Raw genomic sequence first — 18,699 nt, forward strand, 5'->3', positions numbered from 1 at the left:
CGCCGTCTCGTCCGACGGGTCGGTTCGACCGACCCGGCCGCGCCCACCGGAACGCGCGGTTACCGGGACGGGGCGGGTGCGGACAGCTGCCGCAGCACCGGGAACCGTCCGCGGTCCGGCACGCTCCACAACGCGTGGCCACGTGTTCCCCAGTTGGACAGCAGTGCGTTGGCCGCCTGCATCCCGGTCGTGGCCGCCCGCTCCATCAGCGCCACCGGTAGGTCGATCCGCACCAGGTCGCCGGCCAGGACCACGTTCGGATCGGGGGTGGTGATGTGGGGGCGATCGTCGAAGCCGTCCGGAGGGAACAGCGGGCAGTCGGCGCGCAGCTCGTGCCGCTCGTCGACGATCGTCGCCCCGGCGGTCTCCGGGTACAGGCGGTGCAGTTCGGCCAGCATGCGTGGGCGCAACTCGGCCACCGTCGGTGACCCCGGTAAGGCGTAGGCGTGCAGTTCCACCACGGAACCTCCGCGGGCGTGCGCCCACTGCGCGGCACTGTGCTCGTAGCGTTCCAGCACGCTGATGTTGTCCAGCGGACCGAAACCACTGGTCCCCATGAATCCGGGCCGTTGCGCCCGGACCGGGCGATCCAGCCACAACCGCGAGACCAGGAAGGCCGGAGCGCTGGGAAGCCCCGCGACGCGGGAGCGCCACCGCGCGTCGCCCAGTTCCGGCGACCCGGCGACCAGCCGCCGCAGCCCGCCCGGGTCCGTGGCCAGGACGCAGGCGTCGGCGTCGACGTCCTCACCGCCGTCGAGACGTACCGAGAACCGCCGCCGATCACCCGGCCTCACCGACCGCACCGTGGTCGCCGTGCTCACCCGCGTCCCCAGCCGCTGGAGGTAGCGCCGCAACGGTTGCCACAGCGCTGACGGGAAGCAGTCCGAGGCGACGTCGAACAGCAGACCCTCGTTGGAGCCCAGGAAGTAGATGTGGAACATCGTGGCCAGCTCGGCCGCCGACAGGTGGCTCGGATCGGCGAAGAAGCTTCGCGAGAACACCTCGAAGGCCAGGTGCTTGGCCGCCTCGGGGAAACGGATCCGGTCGAGGAAGCTCGCGGCGTCGAGGTGGTCGAGCTGTTCGTAGATCTCCGGCACCGAGACCTGTGCCAGTGGCAGTGCCGCGCGCTTGCCCAGCCGGGTGACGTCCTGCCAGCCGAAAGTGGGGCTGCGGGCCACGAAGGCCAACGCGTTCCACGGGGGTGTGCGCGGAAGCCCGGCGAAGGTGTCCTGATACCCCCGGCTGTGCACCAGCGGATAGTCCGGCAGCGACACCAGTCCCGTGAGGTGTGGATCGGCCCGGCGCAACAGCGCACGCAGGTTGTAGTACTGCCGGAAGAACGCGTGGAAGCCCCGGTTCATGGACGCGGTGGAGCCGTCGGCCAGCTCGGTGCGCCAGCCGCCCACACGGCCGCCGAGGTGCGGTTCCCGCTCCAGCAGCCGGACTTCGACGCCCCGCTCGGCCAGGCAGGTCGCCGCGGCCAGTCCGGCGATGCCCGCGCCGACGACCACCACGCGGGGAGGAGTCGTCGAACCGGGAACGCTCTCGTGACCCGGCTCGGGCGGGTGCTGCACCGCCTTGCGGTCCCGTCCCGGATGACCGTCGCGCCGCGTCACGTCTGCTCCCCACGCCGTCCGAGGAAGGTGTGCACGATCCCGCGCTGCCACCCCGGCACCGGCAGCACCGCGGTGTCGTCGAACCCGGCCCGCCGGAGTCGCGGAGGCAGCTGCGACTCGCCGTCGAAGTCCAGTACGCTGCGCCACAGGTACCGGTACAGCCCCGTGCTTCCGGTGGTCAGCAGCCCGGCCGGGATGATCACGCCCCAGCATACTGCGCTCCACACCGAGCGCGCCCACCACCGGTCCCGCACGGAGTACTCGTGCACGGCTAGTCGAGCGCCGGGACGCAGCAGCGAGTGCAGCGTGCGCAGGCCGGTGTCGATGTCGGGGAGGTTGCGCACCAGGTAGGCGGCCAGCACCCCGTCGAACGGACCGACGATCCCCACCTCGGACAAACGCTCCAGCGGCGCGTGCACGAACTCCACCGTGCCGGGCCATTTCTTGCGCCGGGCCCGCGCCAGCATCTCGGCCGACCCGTCGACGGCGACGATGCGCGCTTCGGGCGCGGCTCGCAGCAGCGCCGCGGTGGAGGCGCCCGTCCCGCAACCGGCGTCCAGCAGTCGCAGACCCCGCCCCCGGCCGGGCACGCTCAGCCGACGCGCCGACAGGGCCAGGTGCCGGTGATAGCCGGGATTGGCTCCGACGAGGAGGTCGTAGGCTCCGGCGGCCGCGTCGAACTCGTCCAGGACCCGGTGCTTCTCCCGCGCCTTGGCGGAAGCCGCGGTTCTGCGTCGGGACGTTTCCACGGTGGTGCGTCTCACCGCGCCCCGCCGATGTCGGTGGCAAGCAGGGGAACCTGCTGGGCGGCCCACGGACTGATCAACCACGGTGCGCGTTCGGCGATGCGCACGAACTCGTCCCACTCGCTCCAGGCCCAGTCCGCGATCTCATCGGGGGCCACCCGGGGCCGGTCCCGGGTCACGGCCGTGTACACCGGGCACAGCTCGTTCTCCACCGTCCCGGTGACGTCGGTGGCCCGGTAGCGAAAGTCCGGCAGGCGCATTTGCGGATTCTCCAGGGTGACCCCCAGCTCCTGCCAGACCCTGCGGTGCACCGCGGCGAGCCCGTCCTCGCCGGGAGCGGGATGCCCGCAGCACGAGTTGGTCCACACACCCGGCCAGGTGCGCTTCTGCAGGGCTCGGCGAGTCACCAGCAGACGTCCCTCGGCGTCGAAGACGTAGCAGGAGAAGGCCAGGTGCAGCGGGGTGTCGGTGCGGTGCACCTCGTGCTTGGAGGCGCTGCCGAGGTACTGGCCGTTGTCGTCGAGCAGGACCACGAGTTCCGTGGCGGGAGTGGGGTTCATCGAAGCACCTGTGGTGAGCGTTGGGGGTAACAGGCAGGGACGCGACCGGTGAGCCGGGCGCGGGTTCGGGCCGTCGTAGCGGTGACGGCCGTGTGCGCGGCCACACCGAGTCGCCGTGTCCGCGTCACGGCGACTCGGCGTCGGAACACGTCGTAATCGGACTCGACCACGCGGTCGAGTATGTCGCTGTAGAGCGTGAACGCGGTGGCCACGCACGGACGCGAGACCGGGTCCAGCATGGCGATTCCCGGTGCCGCGCTGCGATACACGGCTCGGGTGCGTGCCACCTGGTCGGCCAGGGCACGCCGCACCCCCAGATCCGGGTGCCCCCTGCGGTAACACCAGTGCAGCCGCTGGTGGTCCACGCCGAAAGCGGCGAGCTCGTCGGCGGGCAGGTAGACCCGTCCGCGCTGCAGGTCCTCGCCGACGTCGCGCAGGAAGTTGGTCAGTTGGAACGCGTTGCCCAGGGCCGCGGCGTACGGGACGGCCTCCTGCCGAGGCGGCACGGTGCCCAGGACCGGCAGCACCTGCATCCCGATCACGTCGGCCGAGCCGTGGACGTAGGCGTTCAGCGCGTCCCGGGTGGGGTAGCCGGTGACGACCAGGTCATCGCGCATCGAATTCATGAAGGCTGTGAACAGCGAGTGGTCGATCCCGTGGCGTCGCACGGTGTCCACCAGCGCCGCGAGGACCGGGTGCCGACTGTGTCCGGTGCTCAGTCCGTGCCGCAGGCTCGCGTCGAGCTCGTCGAGCTCGGCGGCCCTCGTCCTCGACGAGCGGGAGGGGTCGAGATCGTCGACGATGTCGTCCACCCAGCGCGCGAACCCGTACAGCGCGTGCACGGCCGGTCGTTGTGCGGGAGTCAGTAGCCGGGTGGCCAGGAAGTACGTACGTCCGTGCTCGGCGTTGAGCCGTCGGCAGTGGTCGTAGGCCGCGCGCAGCTCGGGATCGCGGACCCCGGCGGCGTCGAGTTCGCGCCCGCTCATCGGCTCTCTGCTCGGGCGAGGCCGGTGTCGACCACGGAACGGCGTGGTGCCGACGGCGTTCCGGTGATCCGCTGGGCGGCGAGTTTGCCCGAGATCAGCACGGTGGGGACACCGACGCCGGGAGTCGTCCCACAACCGGCCAGCACGGCGTTGTCCACGCCGCGCACCAGATTGCGCGGCCGGAACGGTCCCGTCTGGGCGAAGGTGTGGGCGGTGCTGAACGGACTGCCCGCCAGCAACCCCTCCGCGGCCCAGTCGTCCGGGGTGACGATCCGGCTGACCTCGATCGAGGAGCCGAATCCGGGCATGAGTCGCTCCTGGAGCGTGGCGACGACCTCCGCGGTGTAGGCCCCTCCCATCCGGGGCCAGTCGGGACGCGCCCGATCCAGGTTCGGGCACGGAACCAGCACGTGATGCAGGTGCTTGCCGGGCGGGGCCAGAGTGGGATCGGTCCGCGTGGGATTGGTGATCAGCACGGACGGATCGCTCATCAGACGACCGCGGCTGATGATGTCGTCGAAGGTGGACTCCCACGCCGCTCCGAACGACAGCGTGTGGTGGCTCAGCTCGGGCTGGTCCCGGTCCGTGCCCGCGTGCAACAGGACCGCGGAGGGGGACGCGCGCAGCGGTGTGGGTCGTCGGGGGGGCTGCCCCAACAACCGGTAGGACACCGGCAGGTCCGGGGTCAGGACCACGGCGTCGCAGGGGATGCGCTCCTGCCCGGACGTGCGGACCGCGGTGATCCGTGAGTCGCCGCGTTCGAGTTCGGTGACCTCGGTGTCGTAGTGGATCGACGCACCCGCGCGGACGGCGGCGGCAGCGAGCGCGTCGGGGACGGTGCGCATTCCTCCACGGGGGAAGAAGACACCGCCGACGGTGTCCATGTAGGAAATGACGGCGTAGGCGGCGAGAGCGCGTTGCGGGGCCATTCCCGCGTACAGCGACTGGAAGGAGAACACCCGCTTGAGCCGTTCGTCGGACAGGAAGCGCCCGATCGCACCGTCCAGCCGACCGAAGCCGCCGAGCAGGCACAGCCTCGCCAGGTCCGGCCCGGCCAGGTCCAGGGGGGAGTCGAAGTTGGCGTCGATGAACGTGTCGAACTGCGTGCGATGGAGCTGACGTAGCCAGTTCCGCAGCTGCCGGTACCCCGCCGCCTGTCCGGCACCGGCGAATTCGCGGATGTGCTGTTCCATCCGCTCGGGGTCGGTGTGCACGTCCAGGGTCGTGCCGTCGGCGAACCGCGCCCGGTAGGCGGGGTCGAGCGGGATCAGGTCGAGCCGCTCGGCGACGGACTCGCCGACCGCTGCCAGGGCCTCGTCGAGCAGGTCGGGCATCGTCAGAACGGTCGGGCCGGTGTCCATGCGGTACCCGTCGATGTCGAGGCGGCCCGCACGCCCACCGGGGTGCGAGTCGCGCTCCACGATCACGACCTCGCGACCGCTGCCCAGCAGGTGCAGCGCGGCGGTCAGGCCGGACAGCCCCGCTCCGACCACGACGACACGATCGGTACGCCCTGCGACGGTGCGCATGTGCTCTCCTTCGCGGGGCGTGAACGGGACTGCGGCCGGCGTTGAGACGAACGCCGTTGGATGTACGCAAGTCTAGAAACTCCGCGGTATCCGCTCAACTCGCGGTGCTCACCGCGTCGAGTGACAAAATTGTTCCAAGGAGTGACCGAACGGGACTGTACTGGTCTCTCCGGGCCTGTTGCTTCCGGACGAACCACTGGGCACGCGCGTGATGTGGCGTTCATGTGACGAGTAAAACTCGGTGACGTTCGAACGGGTGATTTCGCGACCAAACCATGTGCCGGTGTGATCCGAATACTGAGCGAAACAGCACAGCGACCGAGAGGATCACGATGCGCATAGCCGCCGAATTCGCCCGCGGACCCGTCCACCACCACGGTGGCTGAGCGCCATGGCCGAACACGTGGACGTGATTCTGCCGTGCCTCGACGAGGCCGCGGCCCTGCCACCGGTGCTGCGCTCGATCACCGAGTCCCTGGAGGCCACGGCCCTGGTGGTGGACAACGGGTCGACGGACGGTTCTCCCGAGGTCGCCGCCGAGCACGGTGCCCGCGTGGTGCACGAGCCGGTACCCGGATACGGCGCCGCGGTCCACACCGGGCTGCTCCACGCCACCGCCGAGATCGTGTGCGTCGTCGACGCGGACGGCTCGGTGGACCCCGGCGAACTGACGCGCCTGATCGCACCGGTGCGCGAGGACACCGCCGATCTGGTGGTGGGACGTCGGGTACCGACCGAGCGGGCGGCCTTCCCGTGGCACGCCCGCGCGGGGAACGCGGTCCTGGCCGCGATGTTGCGGCGTCGCGGAGTACCGGTGCGCGACCTGGCACCGGTGCGCGTGGTCCGCCGGGACCAACTGCTGAAGCTCGACGTGCGGGACCGGGCGTTCGGCTATCCCCTCGAACTCCTCCTCCGAGCCGGTCAGGCCGGCTGGCGACTGCGTGAACTGCCGGTCGACTACCAGCCCCGCGCGTCCGGGACTCGGTCGAAGGTCTCCGGTTCGGTCCGGGGCACCGCACGGGCGGTGCGGGACATGATCGGGGTGCTGCGATGAGCGACACGGCGTTACTGGTGGTCGCCAAGGCTCCCGAACCGGGCCTCGCCAAGACACGGCTGTCCCCACCGGCGAGCGCGGACGAAGCCGCCGGGATCGCGGCGGCGAGCTTGCTGGACACGCTGCGGGCGGTGCGCGCGGTGCCGGACTCGGCCGGTGTGGTCGCCTGGACGGGTGAGCTGGCGTGTGCCCTGCGACGCGAGGAGATCGCGGCAGCGCTGAACGGTTTGAGCGTCGTGCCGCAACGCGGTGACGACTTCGGCGCGCGACTGGCCGCCGCTCACGCCGATGTCGCCGAGGTGCTGCCGCACCGGCCCGTTGTGCAGATCGGGATGGACACCCCTCAGGTAACCGGGCAACTGCTCGCCGAGTGCGCCGAGCCGCTGCACCACGCCGAGGGACCGGATGCCGTCCTGGGACCGGCTTCCGACGGAGGCTGGTGGGCACTGGGACTGCGCGATCCCCGCTGGGCCTCGGTGCTGGCGGAAGTGCCCATGTCCCGTCCGGACACCGGGGACCTGACCCTGGCCGCCCTGCGTTCGCACGGCCTGCGGGTGGGCCTGCTCCCCGAACTCTCCGACGTCGACACGATGAGCGAGGCGGTACCGGTCGCGAAACGAGTCCCCGAATCCGAGTTCGCCGCCGCGGTGCGGGCCGGGGTGGGAGTGGTCCCGTGAACAGTCCCTTCGACCGGGCGCTGCTGGCTCGGAGGTCCTGGATGGAGTACGACAACGGCGCCCGATGGGAGATGCCGGTACACCGGTGGCGCGAACACTCCGACGCCGTCGACGCGATGCTGCTGTCGCACTGCCGGGGGACGACTCTCGACGTCGGCTGCGGCCCGGGACGGCTCACCCTGGCCCTGATCGCGAGAGGCGTCCTCGCCCTGGGCATCGACACCTCCGAAGCCGCCGTTCGGATGACCGTCCAGCGGGGTGGTCGCGCCCTGATGCGGGACGTGTTCGGCCCCGTTCCGGGGGAGCAGCACTGGAAGCACGTGCTGCTGGCTGACGGCAACCTGGGCATCGGCGGTGATCCGAAGCGGCTGCTGGAGCGGGTGCGTCGGCTCCTCGACACCGACGGCAGCGTCATCGTCGAAGTGGCGTCACCGGGGACGGGGATGCGTTCCCGGATGGCCAGGATCGACAGTGGACCGTGGTTTCGCTGGTGCGATGTCGGCGTGGACACCGTGCCACGGCTCGCTGAGTCGGCGGGAATGCGGCTGAGCTGGACCGTCGAAAACGCCGGTCGCTGGTTCGCCGGGATGGAGCCGAAGACCCCCGACTCGGAGCTCCCCGTGCCGTCGGGGGCCGTACCCGCGAAGCAGTAGTCCACGTGGGTGGTGGCCGCGGCGGCGCTCACTCCCGCAGTGGTGCGGTGGCGAACTCGGTCATGCCCTCGGTGAAGCCGATTTCGGCGTGAAAGCCCAGTTCCTTGTGGGCCAGGTCCGGGTCGGCGACGATGTGGCGCACGTCGCCGACCCGGAACCGGCCGGTCACGACCGGTTCGGGGCCGGAGGACGCCGCTGCCAGGGTGGTGGCCATGCCCCCGATCGTGCGCGGGTGCCCGGAACACACGTTGTAGGCGGCGAAACCGTCCCTGCCGTGTTCGACGGCCGCGACATTGGCCCTGGCGACGTCGCGCACGTGGATGAAGTCGCGCCGCTGCGCCCCGTCCTCGAACACGCGAGGTGCCTCACCCCGAGCGAGCGCGGAGCGGAACAGGGAGGCGACACCGGCGTACGGGGTGTTGCGCGGCATCCGCGGGCCGTAGACGTTGTGGTACCGCAGCGCCACGGCCGTACCACCGGTGTGTCGGGCCCACGCCGCGGCCAGGTGCTCCTGGGTCGCCTTGGTGGTCGCATAGGTGTTGCGGGGAGCCAGCGGCGTGTCCTCCGGGACCGTTCCCGGTTCCAACGACTCCCCGCACCGGGGGCAACGGGGTTCGAACACACCCCGCTCGAGGTCGTCGACGGTGCGCGCTCCGGGGCGGACCACACCGTGGGCCGGGCAGCAGTACCGCCCCTCGCCGTAGACGACCATCGAACCGGCCAGCACCAGCCGTGTCGTGCCGTGCCGGCTCATGGCCTCCAACAGGCGCGCCGTCCCGAGATCGTTGTGCGAGACGTAGTCGGGCATGTCGGCCATACCGGTCTCCAGCCCCACCATCGCGGCCTGGTGGCACACCACGTCGACGTCCCGCAGCGCCCGGTCCAGCACCTCCGGCTCACGCACGTCACCGGTGATCAGCTCGTGAACGGAGGGAGGGGCCGGACGAGCCGCACCGCCATGTGCGGCGGGCAGGAACATGTCCAGGACACGTACCTCGTGCCCGCCTGCGGTGAGCGACTCCACCACGTGCGAGCCGATGAACCCGGCGCCTCCGGTGACGAGAACGCGCATGCTGCCTGCTTCCTTCTCGTTGATCACGATTGTTCGTCGGTGACCGTGTGGTTAAGGATGTTTCGCTCTCCACCCGTCTGGGGGTCGGAGTCCGGGAGGAGCAGTTTCCTCCGACCGGCGATCACGGTCCTGCAGGATCTGCCGCACCCGCTTGTGTGGGGTGTGCAGGGAGATGTCGGGGTCTCCGTGCCGTCGCAGGATGGTGATCGCTGCCGCGTGGTCTGCCCGCCACACGTCCCCGCACCGGGTGCAGTGAAGCCGGTCCCCGGCCCGGTCGCCGAGGCAACCGCAGCAGGGGGCGACTTGTGACGTGTAGGCCGCGTTGACCGGCGACAACGCCGAACTTCGGCGTTCCGACGCGCTGGACAGCGCCTCCGCCAGCACACCCTTGGTCCACTGGTTGAGGCGCCGGTTGGTGGTCCGCCCGCGGCTGTGCCGGGCGGAGAACGGTTTCGCCAGGTCTTCGGCCACCACATGGTTCGCGTGGTCGCAGACCTGGTGGGCAGCGGTGAAGCACAACGTGCGGACCCGCTGCTCCAGCCGGTGGGCACGCCGCTGCCATTTCACCGTGCCGAGGTTGTTGGCCACGATCCGATCGTGCTTGGCCCGGTTGCCTTGGGCGAGTTCGTGCTGCGCCAGCGCACGCAGCTTGCTCCGGCTTTGCCCCTTACATTTCCGGTGGTCGGACTCGCTGGCCAGCAGCTCACCGAGCCCGTCACCGTGGTGGTTGCCGTGGGAGTCCACGAGCGCTTCGGCGTATCCCTTATCCACCCCGACGTCACCGGTGCCGCACGGGCGTTGCGAGGTGGGCATGGTGGCCGCGTCGATCTGGTGATGCACCTCGACCCGGCCGTCGCGCAGGATCAACCGTAACGTGCCGGACGGTGCCACGTTGGTGTTCAGCGGAATGCGCACGGGGCTGCGCCGTTCCAGGCCGGGCACCGACAGCCACACGTTCCCACTGGCCGGATGGGCCCACGTGGTGTACTGGTCGGCCCGCACGATGATCCGGTTCGCCACGCGGCTGTGTCCGTGCCGCCAATGCTGACGCATCATGCGGGACAGATACCCATCCTGGGGCCACGTGTCGCGTCTCAACGCGGTATACAGCCGTTTCCGCTCAGCCTCGGACACGGCCAGGCGGGCGATGGCCCGTCGCACCGGTGCTGTCGCCGCTTCCCGGTAGGTCGCAATGTCCGCGATGGTGTCGCGCAGCGTTTCTTTCCACGCGTTCGCCAGCACCCCGAACTGGTCGGCTGTGCCGTCCGCGAGCCACCGGTCACGGATGTCTCGGTCTGTGACGCCGACTCCGGCCAGCGCCCCGTACTCGCGCCACACCTTCGCCCGCACCCGACCAGGACGACGGGCCTGCTCGGTGAGAGCAGCCTGCTTACCCGGGTTCAGTCCGTCGCTGTAGGCGATCCGGGTCGTTTTCGCGGCTTTCACGATCCGGCCCCGAACTCGTCTGTCAACTGCTTCTCGTACCTGCGTAGCCCATCCAGGCGGCCCGAGAAGGTGTGCACGATCGCCAACAGGTCCTCGACTAGTTCCCGCTGCGGCGACAACGACTCCGCGTTGGCCACGGTGATGCGGCACCCGTTCCGGTGAGCCACGTGTTCAAGATAGTCGAACCCGAACCGCGCCAGCCGGTCCTGGTGCGCCACCAGCACGTGGTCGATCTGCCCGTCCTCGATGCGGTCCATCAGGTTCAGGAACTTCGGGCGCTGTAGGTTCATGCCCCCACCGACTTCGCGGACTCGCTCGTCCACGGTGATGCCGTTGGCCAGGCAGAACTGGTCCATCGCTGCCACTTGAGATTCCAGCTCGTCGCGCTGCCCGCTGCTGGAAACGCGGCAGTACACCACCGTGGCCCGCTGCTGGACGGCGGCAAGGTTCAACACGGACCGCACGTCCGCCTCGGTGAAGTAGCGCTGCCCACTCCGGGTGCGTTTCGCGGTCAGCAGCCCCTCGCGTTCCCACCGGCGTACGGTGCTCGCCGACCGGCCAACCCGCGCAGCGAATTCCCCGATCCGATAAACCTTGTCCATCAAGGTCAATAGTACACAACTCTAAACAATAATTCATGCACTAGTCAGAGCTCCTTCGTGGCCTGAGCGTGTTCGCCTTCGCCCGCTGCGGGTTCGGCGCGGAGGCGAGTCTAGGTCGTGTTCGAGGACTCTTGGTCCACATTCGTCGGTTCGGTGGCCGCGGTCGAATCGCCCGCTCGGGTCCTGCGGTGATCCGGGATGCTCCTGCGAGCGCAGCCTGCCGTCCGCTATTCGGCCGTGACGGAAACCGAGTGCCAACCGGTGGCGCCGTCGGGAACGACGTCCGCGCGCTTCGGCGTCTGGGTGTATCCGGACTTGTCGGTGGCGCGGCACTCCAGGGTGTGTCGGCCGGGGGAGAGGTCGAGCTCGGTTCGCCACATCCGCCAAGTGTCGAGGTTGACCTCCGTGGACAGCCGCGCGTCTTGCCACGGGCCACCATCGAGGCGCACCTGCACACGGCGGATGCCGGTGGTCTGGGCCCAGGAGGTGCCCGCGACGGTGGTGGTGCCCGCCGGCACCCGGGCGAACCCGGCCGGGGAGTCGATGCGCGACTGCGTCTTGACGGGGGCGCGCTCGGCCCAACCGCGCTTCTCCCAGTAGGTCTCCCCGTCCCAGGTGGTCAGTTCGAGGCCGGTCAACCACTTGGTCGCCGAGACGAAGCCGTACAGCCCCGGCGTGACCATCCGCACCGGGAAGCCGTGCTGGGCCGGAAGCGGTCGTCCGTTCATGCCCACGGCCAGCAGGGCGTCACGGCCGGGATCCGTGAGCACGTCCACGGGGGTGCCCGCCGTGAACCCGTCGGTGCTGGTGCTGAACACCTGATCGGCACCGGATCGGACCCCGGCCTCCAGCAGTACGTCCCTGATCGGCACCCCTTCGAAGGTCGCGGTGGAGACGTAGTCCCCTCCGACCGGGTTCGACACGCAGGACATGGTGATCGTTCTCGCGATCCGGCGGCGCCGCAGCAGGTCGTCGAAGGACAGGTTCAGCTCGCGGTCGACCATGCCGTGCACTCTCAGCCGCCATCCCTCGACGGTGACCCGGGGGACGGTGAAGGCGGTGTCGATGCGGTGGAACTCCTCGTTGGGCGTGAGGAACGTCGGTGTCCCCACCTCGTGGAAGTCCGCGCCCGCCGGGATTTTCGAGCTCTCCACCGGTCGCACGGACAGGGCGCGCTCGACCGCCAGCCGCGAGGCTCGTACGTTGTCGCGCTCGACCAGGTGCCGGCCTCCGAGGCCGGCGGCGCCCGCGCCCACCGCGACAGTAGCCGCCGAACCCAGGAAGCGACGCCGGTCCGGACCGCTCCGGGCGGGTTCCGTTTCCTCGCTCGTCTCCCCGCGGCGTCCGGCCGTGCTGTGCAACCAGCCGAAGACACCGCCCCCGGCGACCGTGGTCACCACCGGCGCGATCAGCGCGGTCGGACCGAGCCCCACGGCTGCCGAGGTTCCCACCACGCCGAACAGAGCGATCATCAGCATTCCGGGTAGGCGCCGGCGGCGTGACAGGACACCGCCGACCACGGCCACGACCAGGATGACCAGTGCCATGCCGATCAGCAGGGCCAGCTTGTCGGCAGCGCCGAAGACGTCGATCGCGAACGACTTCACCGGTTGTGGCGTGAGATCGATGGCCGCGTTGCCCACCACGATCAGCGGGGAGAACCGCGGATCGGTCAGCCCGGCCACGAGGTGCCCGGCGGCCAGTGCCGAAGCCGCCGCCAGCCCACCGATCAGCGCCGCTACGGATCTCGTGAGTCCGGCGCTACGTTTCGGATCGCTCATGCCCGGGATTCGTACTCACCCCGCGTGGCGATTGGTTTCGTCCCTCGTCGGTGAAGCTCTCAGCGGCTCTCGTGTGCCGCTGTCAGTCTCGCTCCCGGCGCTGCTGGTCCTTCGTCCGCAGCTGCTGCTTCACGTCTTCCAGGTCCCACCGGTAGTGACCTCCCGGCGTGACGAGCGTCGGTTCAAGCTGCCCGTTACGGGCGTAGTTCGTGATCGACTGGTGGGAGATGCCTAACTCCCTCGCGAGCTGTCCGGACGTGAGTAGCCGATCGCGAGTCATGAACCGATCGTATTTCGCCCGATCGGCCTACGCTGGTCGCTTTAGCACTATAAGAAGTTTCGGTACATTGGGAGGAGTTGTCAGATTTAGCAGTTTTTTGGGGAGCGATGTGGAAGTCGTGAAGACACCGGACGAGAGCCAGTACCACTACTGGCCTCCCGTGTTCGGGGAGCAGATGGGGCCGCACGGCACCCGGCACGCCTTCAAGGGCGGCCGCAAGTGGGACGGCCGGAGGTCGGGAACGTCGGTCTGCGGAGCGGAAGACCTGCCTATGGCGGGACCGTCCGAGGTCGACTGGCTCATGGCACCGACGTGCATGGACTGCCATGCGTTCTTGAAGGGGGAGCAGTCGTGGACGAAGTAGGCAAGCTGACGAGGCTCGCCATGGTCGCTCTCGGCAACGCCGTGGTGGACATCGACAACGACACCCTGCCCGCGGGCAGCGTCACGAACTGGCCAGCGGTCTCGACAACCTGTCGGCAGCGATCAGGGAGCCGGATCAGCCCCCGAACGTCATCGAGGGCTCCAGCTCCCCGGGGACCGGACTCCCGGGATCCGGAGCCGCTGAAAGCCGCCCCTGCCGCGCCCCGACAGCGGCAGGGGCTTTTCACGTCCCACTCGCGTCGTTGCCGTCAAGGGCGGTGGTGCTTCCTCGGAAAGTGCTGCGGTAAGTGCGCGGGGAAACGCCGAGGTCGTTGTACAGGTGTTGGCGCAGCGAGGCCGTGGTCGTGAAACCGGCCTCCGCGGCGATCCGCTCGACCGGAAGGTCGGTCTCCTCCAGCAGCTGCCGGACGCGTTCGAGACGTTGCCGGGTCAGCCACCGCAGCGGCGACATGCCGACCTCCTCGCGAAAGCGACGCGTGAAGGCCCGGGTGCTCATCGACTCCCGCGCGGCCAGCTCGCGCAGGGTCAGCGGCCGGTCGAGATGCCGCAGCGCCCAGGCGCGGGCCGTTCCGGTGGAGGAGAGTCCCGGCTCGGGAACGGGACGGCGGATGAACTGGGCCTGCCCGCCCTCCCGGTGAGCGGGCACGACCGTGGTGCGGGCGACGTCGTTGGCCACCGCCGAGCCGTGGTCCTCGCGGATCATGTGCAGGCACAGGTCGATGCCCGCGGCTTCCCCCGCCGAGGTCAGCACGTTCTCCTCGGCGGTGTAGAGCACGTTCGGGTCGAGGTCGACGGTCGGGTACAGCCGTCGAAAACGTTCCACCGCCCGCCAGTGCGTCGTGGCCCGACGCCCGTCAAGGAGTCCGGCCGCGGCCAGTACGAAAGCACCCGTGCAGATCGAGGCTATGCGGGTGCCCGGGCGGATGCGGGCGAGTGCGGCGGTGAGGTCGGCATCCAGCGGAGCCGCGACCTCGTCGTACTCGTGCGAGGCCACGAGAACGACGGTGTCGGCCTCGTCCACGACGGCGAGGCCGTGCGTGACGGTGATGGCGAAGTCGGCATCGGTACGGACCTGACCGGGTACGGGAGTGCAGGTCAGCACGTCGTACAACGGTGTGTCGTCGGTCGAGGCGCTGCCGAACAACTGGTGCACCAACCCCAGTTCCATCGGCAGCAATCCGTCGCGGACGAGCACGGCGACTCGGTGGCGCGCGGGGCTCGTGCCAGTAATCATGGCTCGATTCTTGCACAAGATGGCTTTCGAGCCACTCGTTTCACCGGAACCGACCCCGCACTCTCGGTATCGAGGCGCCGAACGAGGAAAAGGAGTCGACGATGTTCGAGACGTGGATCGCTCTGGCGGTGACGGCACTCGTCATGCTCTGCGCGGCGTGGGGGCTGACGTACCGGATGCGGAAGTTCGGGTCGCCGCTCGGCCGGAACAGAACCACTCGGTGCGGCCCGCACCACGGCAGGGAACCACACGAGACGCCGGTTTCGACGATCACCCGCGCGGGGTGGGGAACCGGCTCTTGAACGAAGAGGCGGCGGGGCGTGCTGGGGGTCCACGCCCCGCCGCTGAACGTCGCGCGAGGGGGGAGCGCGCGACGGAATTCAGGCTAACGTTGGTAGTTGAACCTTCATATTCGGGGGCCCGGACCGGTTTCCGGACCCCCGAACGTCGTCACGCCGAAGCGGCCTCGGAATGCACGGAGAACTTCAGCTGGTCCTCGCCCGCGGTGACCTCGACACGCTGGCCCTCGCTGAGCTTGCCCTCCAGCAGCAGGTCGGAGATGGCGTCGTCGACCTCGCGCTGGATGGTGCGCCGCAGCGGCCGGGCCCCGAACTCGGGCTGGTGGCCGTGCTCGGTCAGCCAGTCCACGGCGGCCGGTTCGAACTCCACGTCGACGCCCTGGGCCCGCAGGCGGTCCTTGCTCTCGTCCAGCATCAGCTCGGTGATCCGGCGCAGCTGGTCGCTCTCCAGCTTGCGGAAGACCACGATCTCGTCGATGCGGTTGAGGAACTCCGGCCGGAACGAGTCGCGCAGCCGGTCCATCAGCCGGTCCCGGGCCGGTTCGTCGGCCTGCTCCTGCTCGCGGCTGCTGAACCCGATCACCCCGGAGCGGTTCGAGATGATGTCCGATCCCAGGTTGCTGGTCATGATGACCACGGTGTTGCGGAAGTCGATCGTGCGGCCCTGACCGTCGGTCAGACGCCCGTCCTCGAACACCTGCAGCAGGGTGTTGAACACGTCGTGGTGGGCCTTCTCGATCTCGTCCAGCAGCACCACCGAGTAGGGACGGCGCCGCACCGCGTCGGTGAGCTGACCGGACTCGCCGTATCCGACGTAGCCCGGAGGGGCCCCGACCATCCTGCTGGCGGTGTGGGCCTCCTGGAACTCGCTCATGTCCAGCCGGACCATGCGCTCCTGGTCACCGAACAGGGACTCGGCCAGCGACCGCGCGAGCTCGGTCTTGCCCACCCCGGTGGGACCGAGGAACAGGAACGTGCCCACGGGCCTGCTGGGATCGCCCATGCCGGTGCGGGAACGCCGCACCGCTCGCGCGACGGCGTGGACCGCTTCGTCCTGGCCCACGACGCGGTGGTGCAACTGCTCCTCCAGTCGCATCAGCCGCCCCTTCTCCTCCTCGGTCAACTGGGTGGCCGGGATGCCGGTGGCGCGGGAGACGACTTCGGCGATGTCGTCGGAGCTGACCTCGGGGATCCCGTCGCCGCTCTCGCGGTGGCGACGGATGTTCTCCTGCACCTCGTTGATCTGGTCACGCAGGTTGGAGGCCTTCTCGTACTCCTCGTTGTGGACCGCCTGCGCCTTGTCGCGCGCGAGCTGGTCGGCCTGCTGCTCCAGTTCGCGGACGTCGGTGTTCGGCGTCTTGGTGCGCAGCCGCTTGCGGGCTCCGGCCTGGTCGAGCAGGTCGATGGCCTTGTCCGGCAGGTAGCGGTCGGTGATGTAGCGATCGGAGAGTTCGGCGGCCATGCGCAGTGCCTGATCGCTGAACCGCACCTGGTGGTGGGCCTCGTAGCGGTCCCGAAGCCCGTGCATGATCTGCGTGGTGTCGTCGACGCTGGGCTCGGAGACGTCGATCGGCTGGAAACGGCGCTCCAGGGCGGCGTCCTTCTCGATGTTCTTGCGGTACTCGTCCAGCGTCGTGGCGCCGACCACGTGCAGCTCACCGCGGGCCAGCTTCGGCTTGAGCATGTTGCCCGCGTCCACGGAACCTTCCGAGCCGCCCGCCCCGACGACGGTGTGCAGCTCGTCGATGAAGATGATCAGCTGATCGCTGTTCTTGCCGATCTCGTCGAGGAGCTTGTTCATCCGCTCCTCGAAGTCGCCGCGATAACGGGTCCCGGCGACCACTCCGGAGAGGTCGAGCTGCACCACGCGTTTGCCGGCGAGCACGTCCGGCACCTGGCCGTCGACGATGCGCTGCGCGATCCCCTCCACCACGGAGGTCTTGCCGACACCGGCCTCACCGACGAGCACCGGGTTGTTCTTGGTGCGCCGCGCCAGTACCTCGACGGTCTGCTCGATCTCGTCGAAGCGCCCGATGACGGGATCCAGGCCACCGTCCCGGGCCTTGACGGTGAGGTCCTGCCCGTACTGGTCGAGCGTGGGGGTGGAGCTGGCCTGCTGGCTGCTTTCCGGGCTGCTCTGCTGTCCCGGCTGGTGTGCGGCGCTGGATTGGAGGGACTCCAGCGTGACGTTGGCCTGGGCCAGCAGCCGTCCGGCCGTGGACTCCTGGTTGGCCGCCAGCGCCAGCAGCAGGTGGTCCGGGCCGATGTAGGAGGACCCGACCGCTCTGGCGATCTGGTGGGAGTCCAGCAACGCCCGTTTCGCCGCCGGGGTCAGCGCCGGGGGCTGTTCGGTGCTCTCACCCTCGGGAAGTTGCTGCTCGATGTGCTGGGCCACCGAGGAGGAGTCGGCACCGGCCCGATCCAGCATTTCGCGCGTGCCCTCGGTCTGCGTGGCCGCCCACAGCAGGTGGTGGGCGTCGAGGTCCCGGCCACCGTGCTGGGCCGTCAGCCGTGCGGCCGCGGCGACCAGTTCCTGAGCCTGCTGACTCATCAATCGGGTGATGTCGACTCGCTGCATGGGCCTGCCTTGGCCTCCGAGGAACCGGGCGAAGAAGTCGTCGAAGGGACTCGAACCAGGCCCACCGGGGCCGAAGAAGCTGGTCATTACTACCTCTTTCCTTCGCGAGCTCCTGATGTGGTTGTTCCCGCGGAACTCACCAGCTCAAACATGAGCCTCCCCCTGCGGCATTCCTGAGTCGGGTTCGCTCAAGGCGAACTTCCGGATCATGGCGTCTCTTGCTTGCGGCGGCCGGACTCCCGGTGAGGCCGTGCCTGACTGATCGCCTTCTCCAGCTCCGAGCGGTTCAGCTTGGACCGCCCCCGGATGTTCAACGTCCTGGCGCGGCGGTCCAGTTCGGCCTTGCTCAACTTCGAGACCTCCCGGGAGGCTTCCTCCTCGCCCCGGTCGCTTCGCGCCCGCTCGGCGCTGCGACGCAGGGTCGTGGAGAGATCGCTGTCCTCGGTCGGCTCCGGCGGAGGCCCCTCGAACTCCGGAGTGCGGCCCCGGCTCTTGTCCTCCAGGAGCTTGTCGACCCGCGCGGTGTAGGTGTCGGCGTAGGACTCCGGTTGCCAGGGCCCGCTCATGGAGTGGACGAGATCGGTGGCCATCCGCAGTTCCTTGCCGCTCCTGGCCGGCTTCCGGGCGCTCTCCTCGATCACCTCGGACTGGTCGCGGATCTCGTCGGCGAAGAACAGGGTGTCCAGTGCGAGGACGTCGTTGTCGGCGCGCAGTGCCGTGAGGTACTCCTTGCCGCGCAGCACGAACCGAGCGATGCCGGCCCGGTTCGTGTCGGCCAGCGCACGCCTGAGCAGTCCGTACGGCCGCTCGTGCTCCTGGGCGGAGGGGCTCAACCAGTAGGTCTTCTGGAAGTGGACAGGATCGATCTCGTCGAGATCGACGAAGCGGGAGATCTCGATGCTCTGGGAACGTCCCGGAGCGATGTCGTCCAGCTCCCTGGGCTCGACGGTCACCAGCGTGCCGTTGACGATGCGTCCCTTGACGACGTCCTCGGACCCGAGCTCCTCCCCGGTGCGTTCGTTGACCTTGCGATAGCGCACGCGGTCGGAGGTCCCCCGCTGGTACTGGTTGAAGGTGATGGTGTGGTTCTCGGTCGCGCTGTAGAGGCCGACGGGGATGGTCACCAGACCGAAGGTGACCGACCCGCTCCAGATCTTGTGCACCATGTCGGCGTGCCTCCCTCCCGCGGCACCGCTTGCCGA

At 69.4% G+C, this 18,699-nt stretch carries 18 protein-coding genes; 5 read left to right on the top strand and 13 right to left on the bottom strand.

What is annotated here, in order from left to right; genetic code table 11:
- Nucleotides 1-59 precede the first annotated feature (59 nt).
- The 5 genes from FHX42_RS09240 to crtI are packed head-to-tail and all read right to left on the bottom strand — an operon-like array spanning nt 60 to nt 5,437.
- A complete protein-coding gene (locus FHX42_RS09240) occupies nt 60-1,616 on the bottom strand; it encodes an FAD-dependent oxidoreductase (RefSeq protein ID WP_182543826.1) in 1,557 nt (518 codons plus the stop codon).
- The gene (locus FHX42_RS09245; protein WP_182544225.1) at nt 1,613-2,365 is read right to left on the bottom strand and encodes a class I SAM-dependent methyltransferase; all 753 of its coding nucleotides are present in this window, start codon (nt 2,363-2,365) and stop codon (nt 1,613-1,615) included. The genes FHX42_RS09240 and FHX42_RS09245 overlap by 4 nt, the downstream gene beginning before the upstream one ends.
- Nucleotides 2,366-2,376: 11 nt before the next feature.
- A complete protein-coding gene (gene idi, locus FHX42_RS09250; protein WP_182543827.1) occupies nt 2,377-2,922 on the bottom strand; it encodes an isopentenyl-diphosphate Delta-isomerase in 546 nt (181 codons plus the stop codon).
- Nucleotides 2,919-3,908 (bottom strand): phytoene/squalene synthase family protein, encoded by a 990-nt coding sequence (locus FHX42_RS09255; protein ID WP_182543828.1) that lies wholly within the window; start codon nt 3,906-3,908, stop codon nt 2,919-2,921. The genes idi and FHX42_RS09255 overlap by 4 nt, the downstream gene beginning before the upstream one ends.
- Entirely contained in the window at nt 3,905-5,437 is a 1,533-nt protein-coding gene (gene crtI, locus FHX42_RS09260) for a phytoene desaturase family protein (protein ID WP_182543829.1), read from the bottom strand. The genes FHX42_RS09255 and crtI overlap by 4 nt, the downstream gene beginning before the upstream one ends.
- Before the next feature lie 391 nt (nt 5,438-5,828).
- Between crtI and FHX42_RS09265 the strand changes: the two genes are divergently transcribed.
- From FHX42_RS09265 to FHX42_RS09275, 3 genes are read left to right on the top strand one after another with little or no spacing between them, the layout of a single operon-like run.
- Nucleotides 5,829-6,491 carry a glycosyltransferase family 2 protein gene (locus FHX42_RS09265; RefSeq protein ID WP_182543830.1) on the top strand — a complete coding sequence of 221 codons (663 nt, stop codon included), beginning with the start codon at nt 5,829-5,831 and terminating at the stop codon, nt 6,489-6,491.
- Nucleotides 6,488-7,168, top strand: a complete 681-nt coding sequence (locus FHX42_RS09270; RefSeq protein WP_182543831.1) for a TIGR04282 family arsenosugar biosynthesis glycosyltransferase — start codon at nt 6,488-6,490, stop codon at nt 7,166-7,168. The genes FHX42_RS09265 and FHX42_RS09270 overlap by 4 nt, the downstream gene beginning before the upstream one ends.
- Nucleotides 7,165-7,821, top strand: coding sequence for a class I SAM-dependent methyltransferase (locus FHX42_RS09275; RefSeq protein WP_328796007.1), 657 nt, complete (start codon nt 7,165-7,167; stop codon nt 7,819-7,821). Before FHX42_RS09270 ends, FHX42_RS09275 begins: the two co-directional genes overlap by 4 nt.
- Nucleotides 7,822-7,849: 28 nt before the next feature.
- On the opposite strand, the gene FHX42_RS09280 is transcribed toward FHX42_RS09275, so the two are convergent.
- The 5 genes from FHX42_RS09280 to FHX42_RS09300 all read right to left on the bottom strand — a co-directional run bounded on the left by FHX42_RS09280 (nt 7,850) and on the right by FHX42_RS09300 (nt 13,002).
- Nucleotides 7,850-8,893 (bottom strand): NAD-dependent epimerase/dehydratase family protein, encoded by a 1,044-nt coding sequence (locus FHX42_RS09280; protein WP_182544227.1) that lies wholly within the window; start codon nt 8,891-8,893, stop codon nt 7,850-7,852.
- A 51-nt stretch (nt 8,894-8,944) separates the two neighbouring features.
- The gene (locus tag FHX42_RS27355; RefSeq protein ID WP_182543832.1) at nt 8,945-10,339 is read right to left on the bottom strand and encodes a zinc ribbon domain-containing protein; all 1,395 of its coding nucleotides are present in this window, start codon (nt 10,337-10,339) and stop codon (nt 8,945-8,947) included.
- Entirely contained in the window at nt 10,336-10,941 is a 606-nt protein-coding gene (locus FHX42_RS09290; RefSeq protein ID WP_182543833.1) for an IS607 family transposase, read from the bottom strand. Before FHX42_RS09290 ends, FHX42_RS27355 begins: the two co-directional genes overlap by 4 nt.
- A 227-nt stretch (nt 10,942-11,168) precedes the next feature.
- Complete coding sequence (locus FHX42_RS09295) at nt 11,169-12,722, bottom strand: molybdopterin-dependent oxidoreductase (protein WP_182543834.1); 1,554 nt, start codon at nt 12,720-12,722, stop codon at nt 11,169-11,171.
- An 82-nt stretch (nt 12,723-12,804) separates the two neighbouring features.
- Nucleotides 12,805-13,002 (bottom strand): helix-turn-helix domain-containing protein, encoded by a 198-nt coding sequence (locus FHX42_RS09300; RefSeq protein WP_182543835.1) that lies wholly within the window; start codon nt 13,000-13,002, stop codon nt 12,805-12,807.
- 109 nt (nt 13,003-13,111) lie between these two features.
- Between FHX42_RS09300 and FHX42_RS09305 the strand changes: the two genes are divergently transcribed.
- Nucleotides 13,112-13,366, top strand: coding sequence for a hypothetical protein (locus tag FHX42_RS09305; RefSeq protein ID WP_328796008.1), 255 nt, complete (start codon nt 13,112-13,114; stop codon nt 13,364-13,366).
- 243 nt (nt 13,367-13,609) lie between these two features.
- On the opposite strand, the gene FHX42_RS09310 is transcribed toward FHX42_RS09305, so the two are convergent.
- Nucleotides 13,610-14,620: a GlxA family transcriptional regulator gene (locus FHX42_RS09310; protein ID WP_182543836.1), complete on the bottom strand. Its 1,011-nt coding sequence runs from the start codon at nt 14,618-14,620 to the stop codon at nt 13,610-13,612.
- Nucleotides 14,621-14,721: 101 nt separating this feature from the next.
- On the opposite strand from FHX42_RS09310, the gene FHX42_RS09315 reads away from it, so the two are divergent.
- Nucleotides 14,722-14,922 carry a hypothetical protein gene (locus tag FHX42_RS09315; RefSeq protein ID WP_182543837.1) on the top strand — a complete coding sequence of 67 codons (201 nt, stop codon included), beginning with the start codon at nt 14,722-14,724 and terminating at the stop codon, nt 14,920-14,922.
- A gap of 148 nt (nt 14,923-15,070) precedes the next feature.
- Here the strand turns inward: FHX42_RS09315 and FHX42_RS09320 are convergent, their stop codons facing one another.
- Nucleotides 15,071-17,584 (bottom strand): ATP-dependent Clp protease ATP-binding subunit, encoded by a 2,514-nt coding sequence (locus FHX42_RS09320; RefSeq protein WP_182543838.1) that lies wholly within the window; start codon nt 17,582-17,584, stop codon nt 15,071-15,073.
- 119 nt (nt 17,585-17,703) lie between these two features.
- The gene (gene ku / locus FHX42_RS09325) at nt 17,704-18,663 is read right to left on the bottom strand and encodes a non-homologous end joining protein Ku (protein WP_182543839.1); all 960 of its coding nucleotides are present in this window, start codon (nt 18,661-18,663) and stop codon (nt 17,704-17,706) included.
- Nucleotides 18,664-18,699: the final 36 nt, after the last annotated feature.

The organism is Halosaccharopolyspora lacisalsi (assembly GCF_014137975.1).
Classification (GTDB): Bacteria; Actinomycetota; Actinomycetes; order Mycobacteriales; family Pseudonocardiaceae; genus Halosaccharopolyspora; species Halosaccharopolyspora lacisalsi.

What these genes read in the sequence shown, in the direction of transcription:
- FHX42_RS09290 (WP_182543833.1), bottom strand. Translation starts at nt 10,941, where the DNA reads ATGGACAAGGTTTATCGGATCGGGGAATTCGCTGCGCGGGTTGGCCGG.
- FHX42_RS09270 (WP_182543831.1), top strand. Translation starts at nt 6,488, where the DNA reads ATGAGCGACACGGCGTTACTGGTGGTCGCCAAGGCTCCCGAACCGGGC.
- FHX42_RS09255 (WP_182543828.1), bottom strand. Translation starts at nt 3,908, where the DNA reads ATGAGCGGGCGCGAACTCGACGCCGCCGGGGTCCGCGATCCCGAGCTG.
- crtI (WP_182543829.1), bottom strand. Translation starts at nt 5,437, where the DNA reads ATGCGCACCGTCGCAGGGCGTACCGATCGTGTCGTCGTGGTCGGAGCG.
- FHX42_RS09320 (WP_182543838.1), bottom strand. Translation starts at nt 17,584, where the DNA reads ATGACCAGCTTCTTCGGCCCCGGTGGGCCTGGTTCGAGTCCCTTCGAC.
- FHX42_RS09295 (WP_182543834.1), bottom strand. Translation starts at nt 12,722, where the DNA reads ATGAGCGATCCGAAACGTAGCGCCGGACTCACGAGATCCGTAGCGGCG.
- FHX42_RS09300 (WP_182543835.1), bottom strand. Translation starts at nt 13,002, where the DNA reads ATGACTCGCGATCGGCTACTCACGTCCGGACAGCTCGCGAGGGAGTTA.
- FHX42_RS09265 (WP_182543830.1), top strand. Translation starts at nt 5,829, where the DNA reads ATGGCCGAACACGTGGACGTGATTCTGCCGTGCCTCGACGAGGCCGCG.
- FHX42_RS09315 (WP_182543837.1), top strand. Translation starts at nt 14,722, where the DNA reads ATGTTCGAGACGTGGATCGCTCTGGCGGTGACGGCACTCGTCATGCTC.
- ku (WP_182543839.1), bottom strand. Translation starts at nt 18,663, where the DNA reads ATGGTGCACAAGATCTGGAGCGGGTCGGTCACCTTCGGTCTGGTGACC.
- FHX42_RS09310 (WP_182543836.1), bottom strand. Translation starts at nt 14,620, where the DNA reads ATGATTACTGGCACGAGCCCCGCGCGCCACCGAGTCGCCGTGCTCGTC.
- idi (WP_182543827.1), bottom strand. Translation starts at nt 2,922, where the DNA reads ATGAACCCCACTCCCGCCACGGAACTCGTGGTCCTGCTCGACGACAAC.
- FHX42_RS09280 (WP_182544227.1), bottom strand. Translation starts at nt 8,893, where the DNA reads ATGCGCGTTCTCGTCACCGGAGGCGCCGGGTTCATCGGCTCGCACGTG.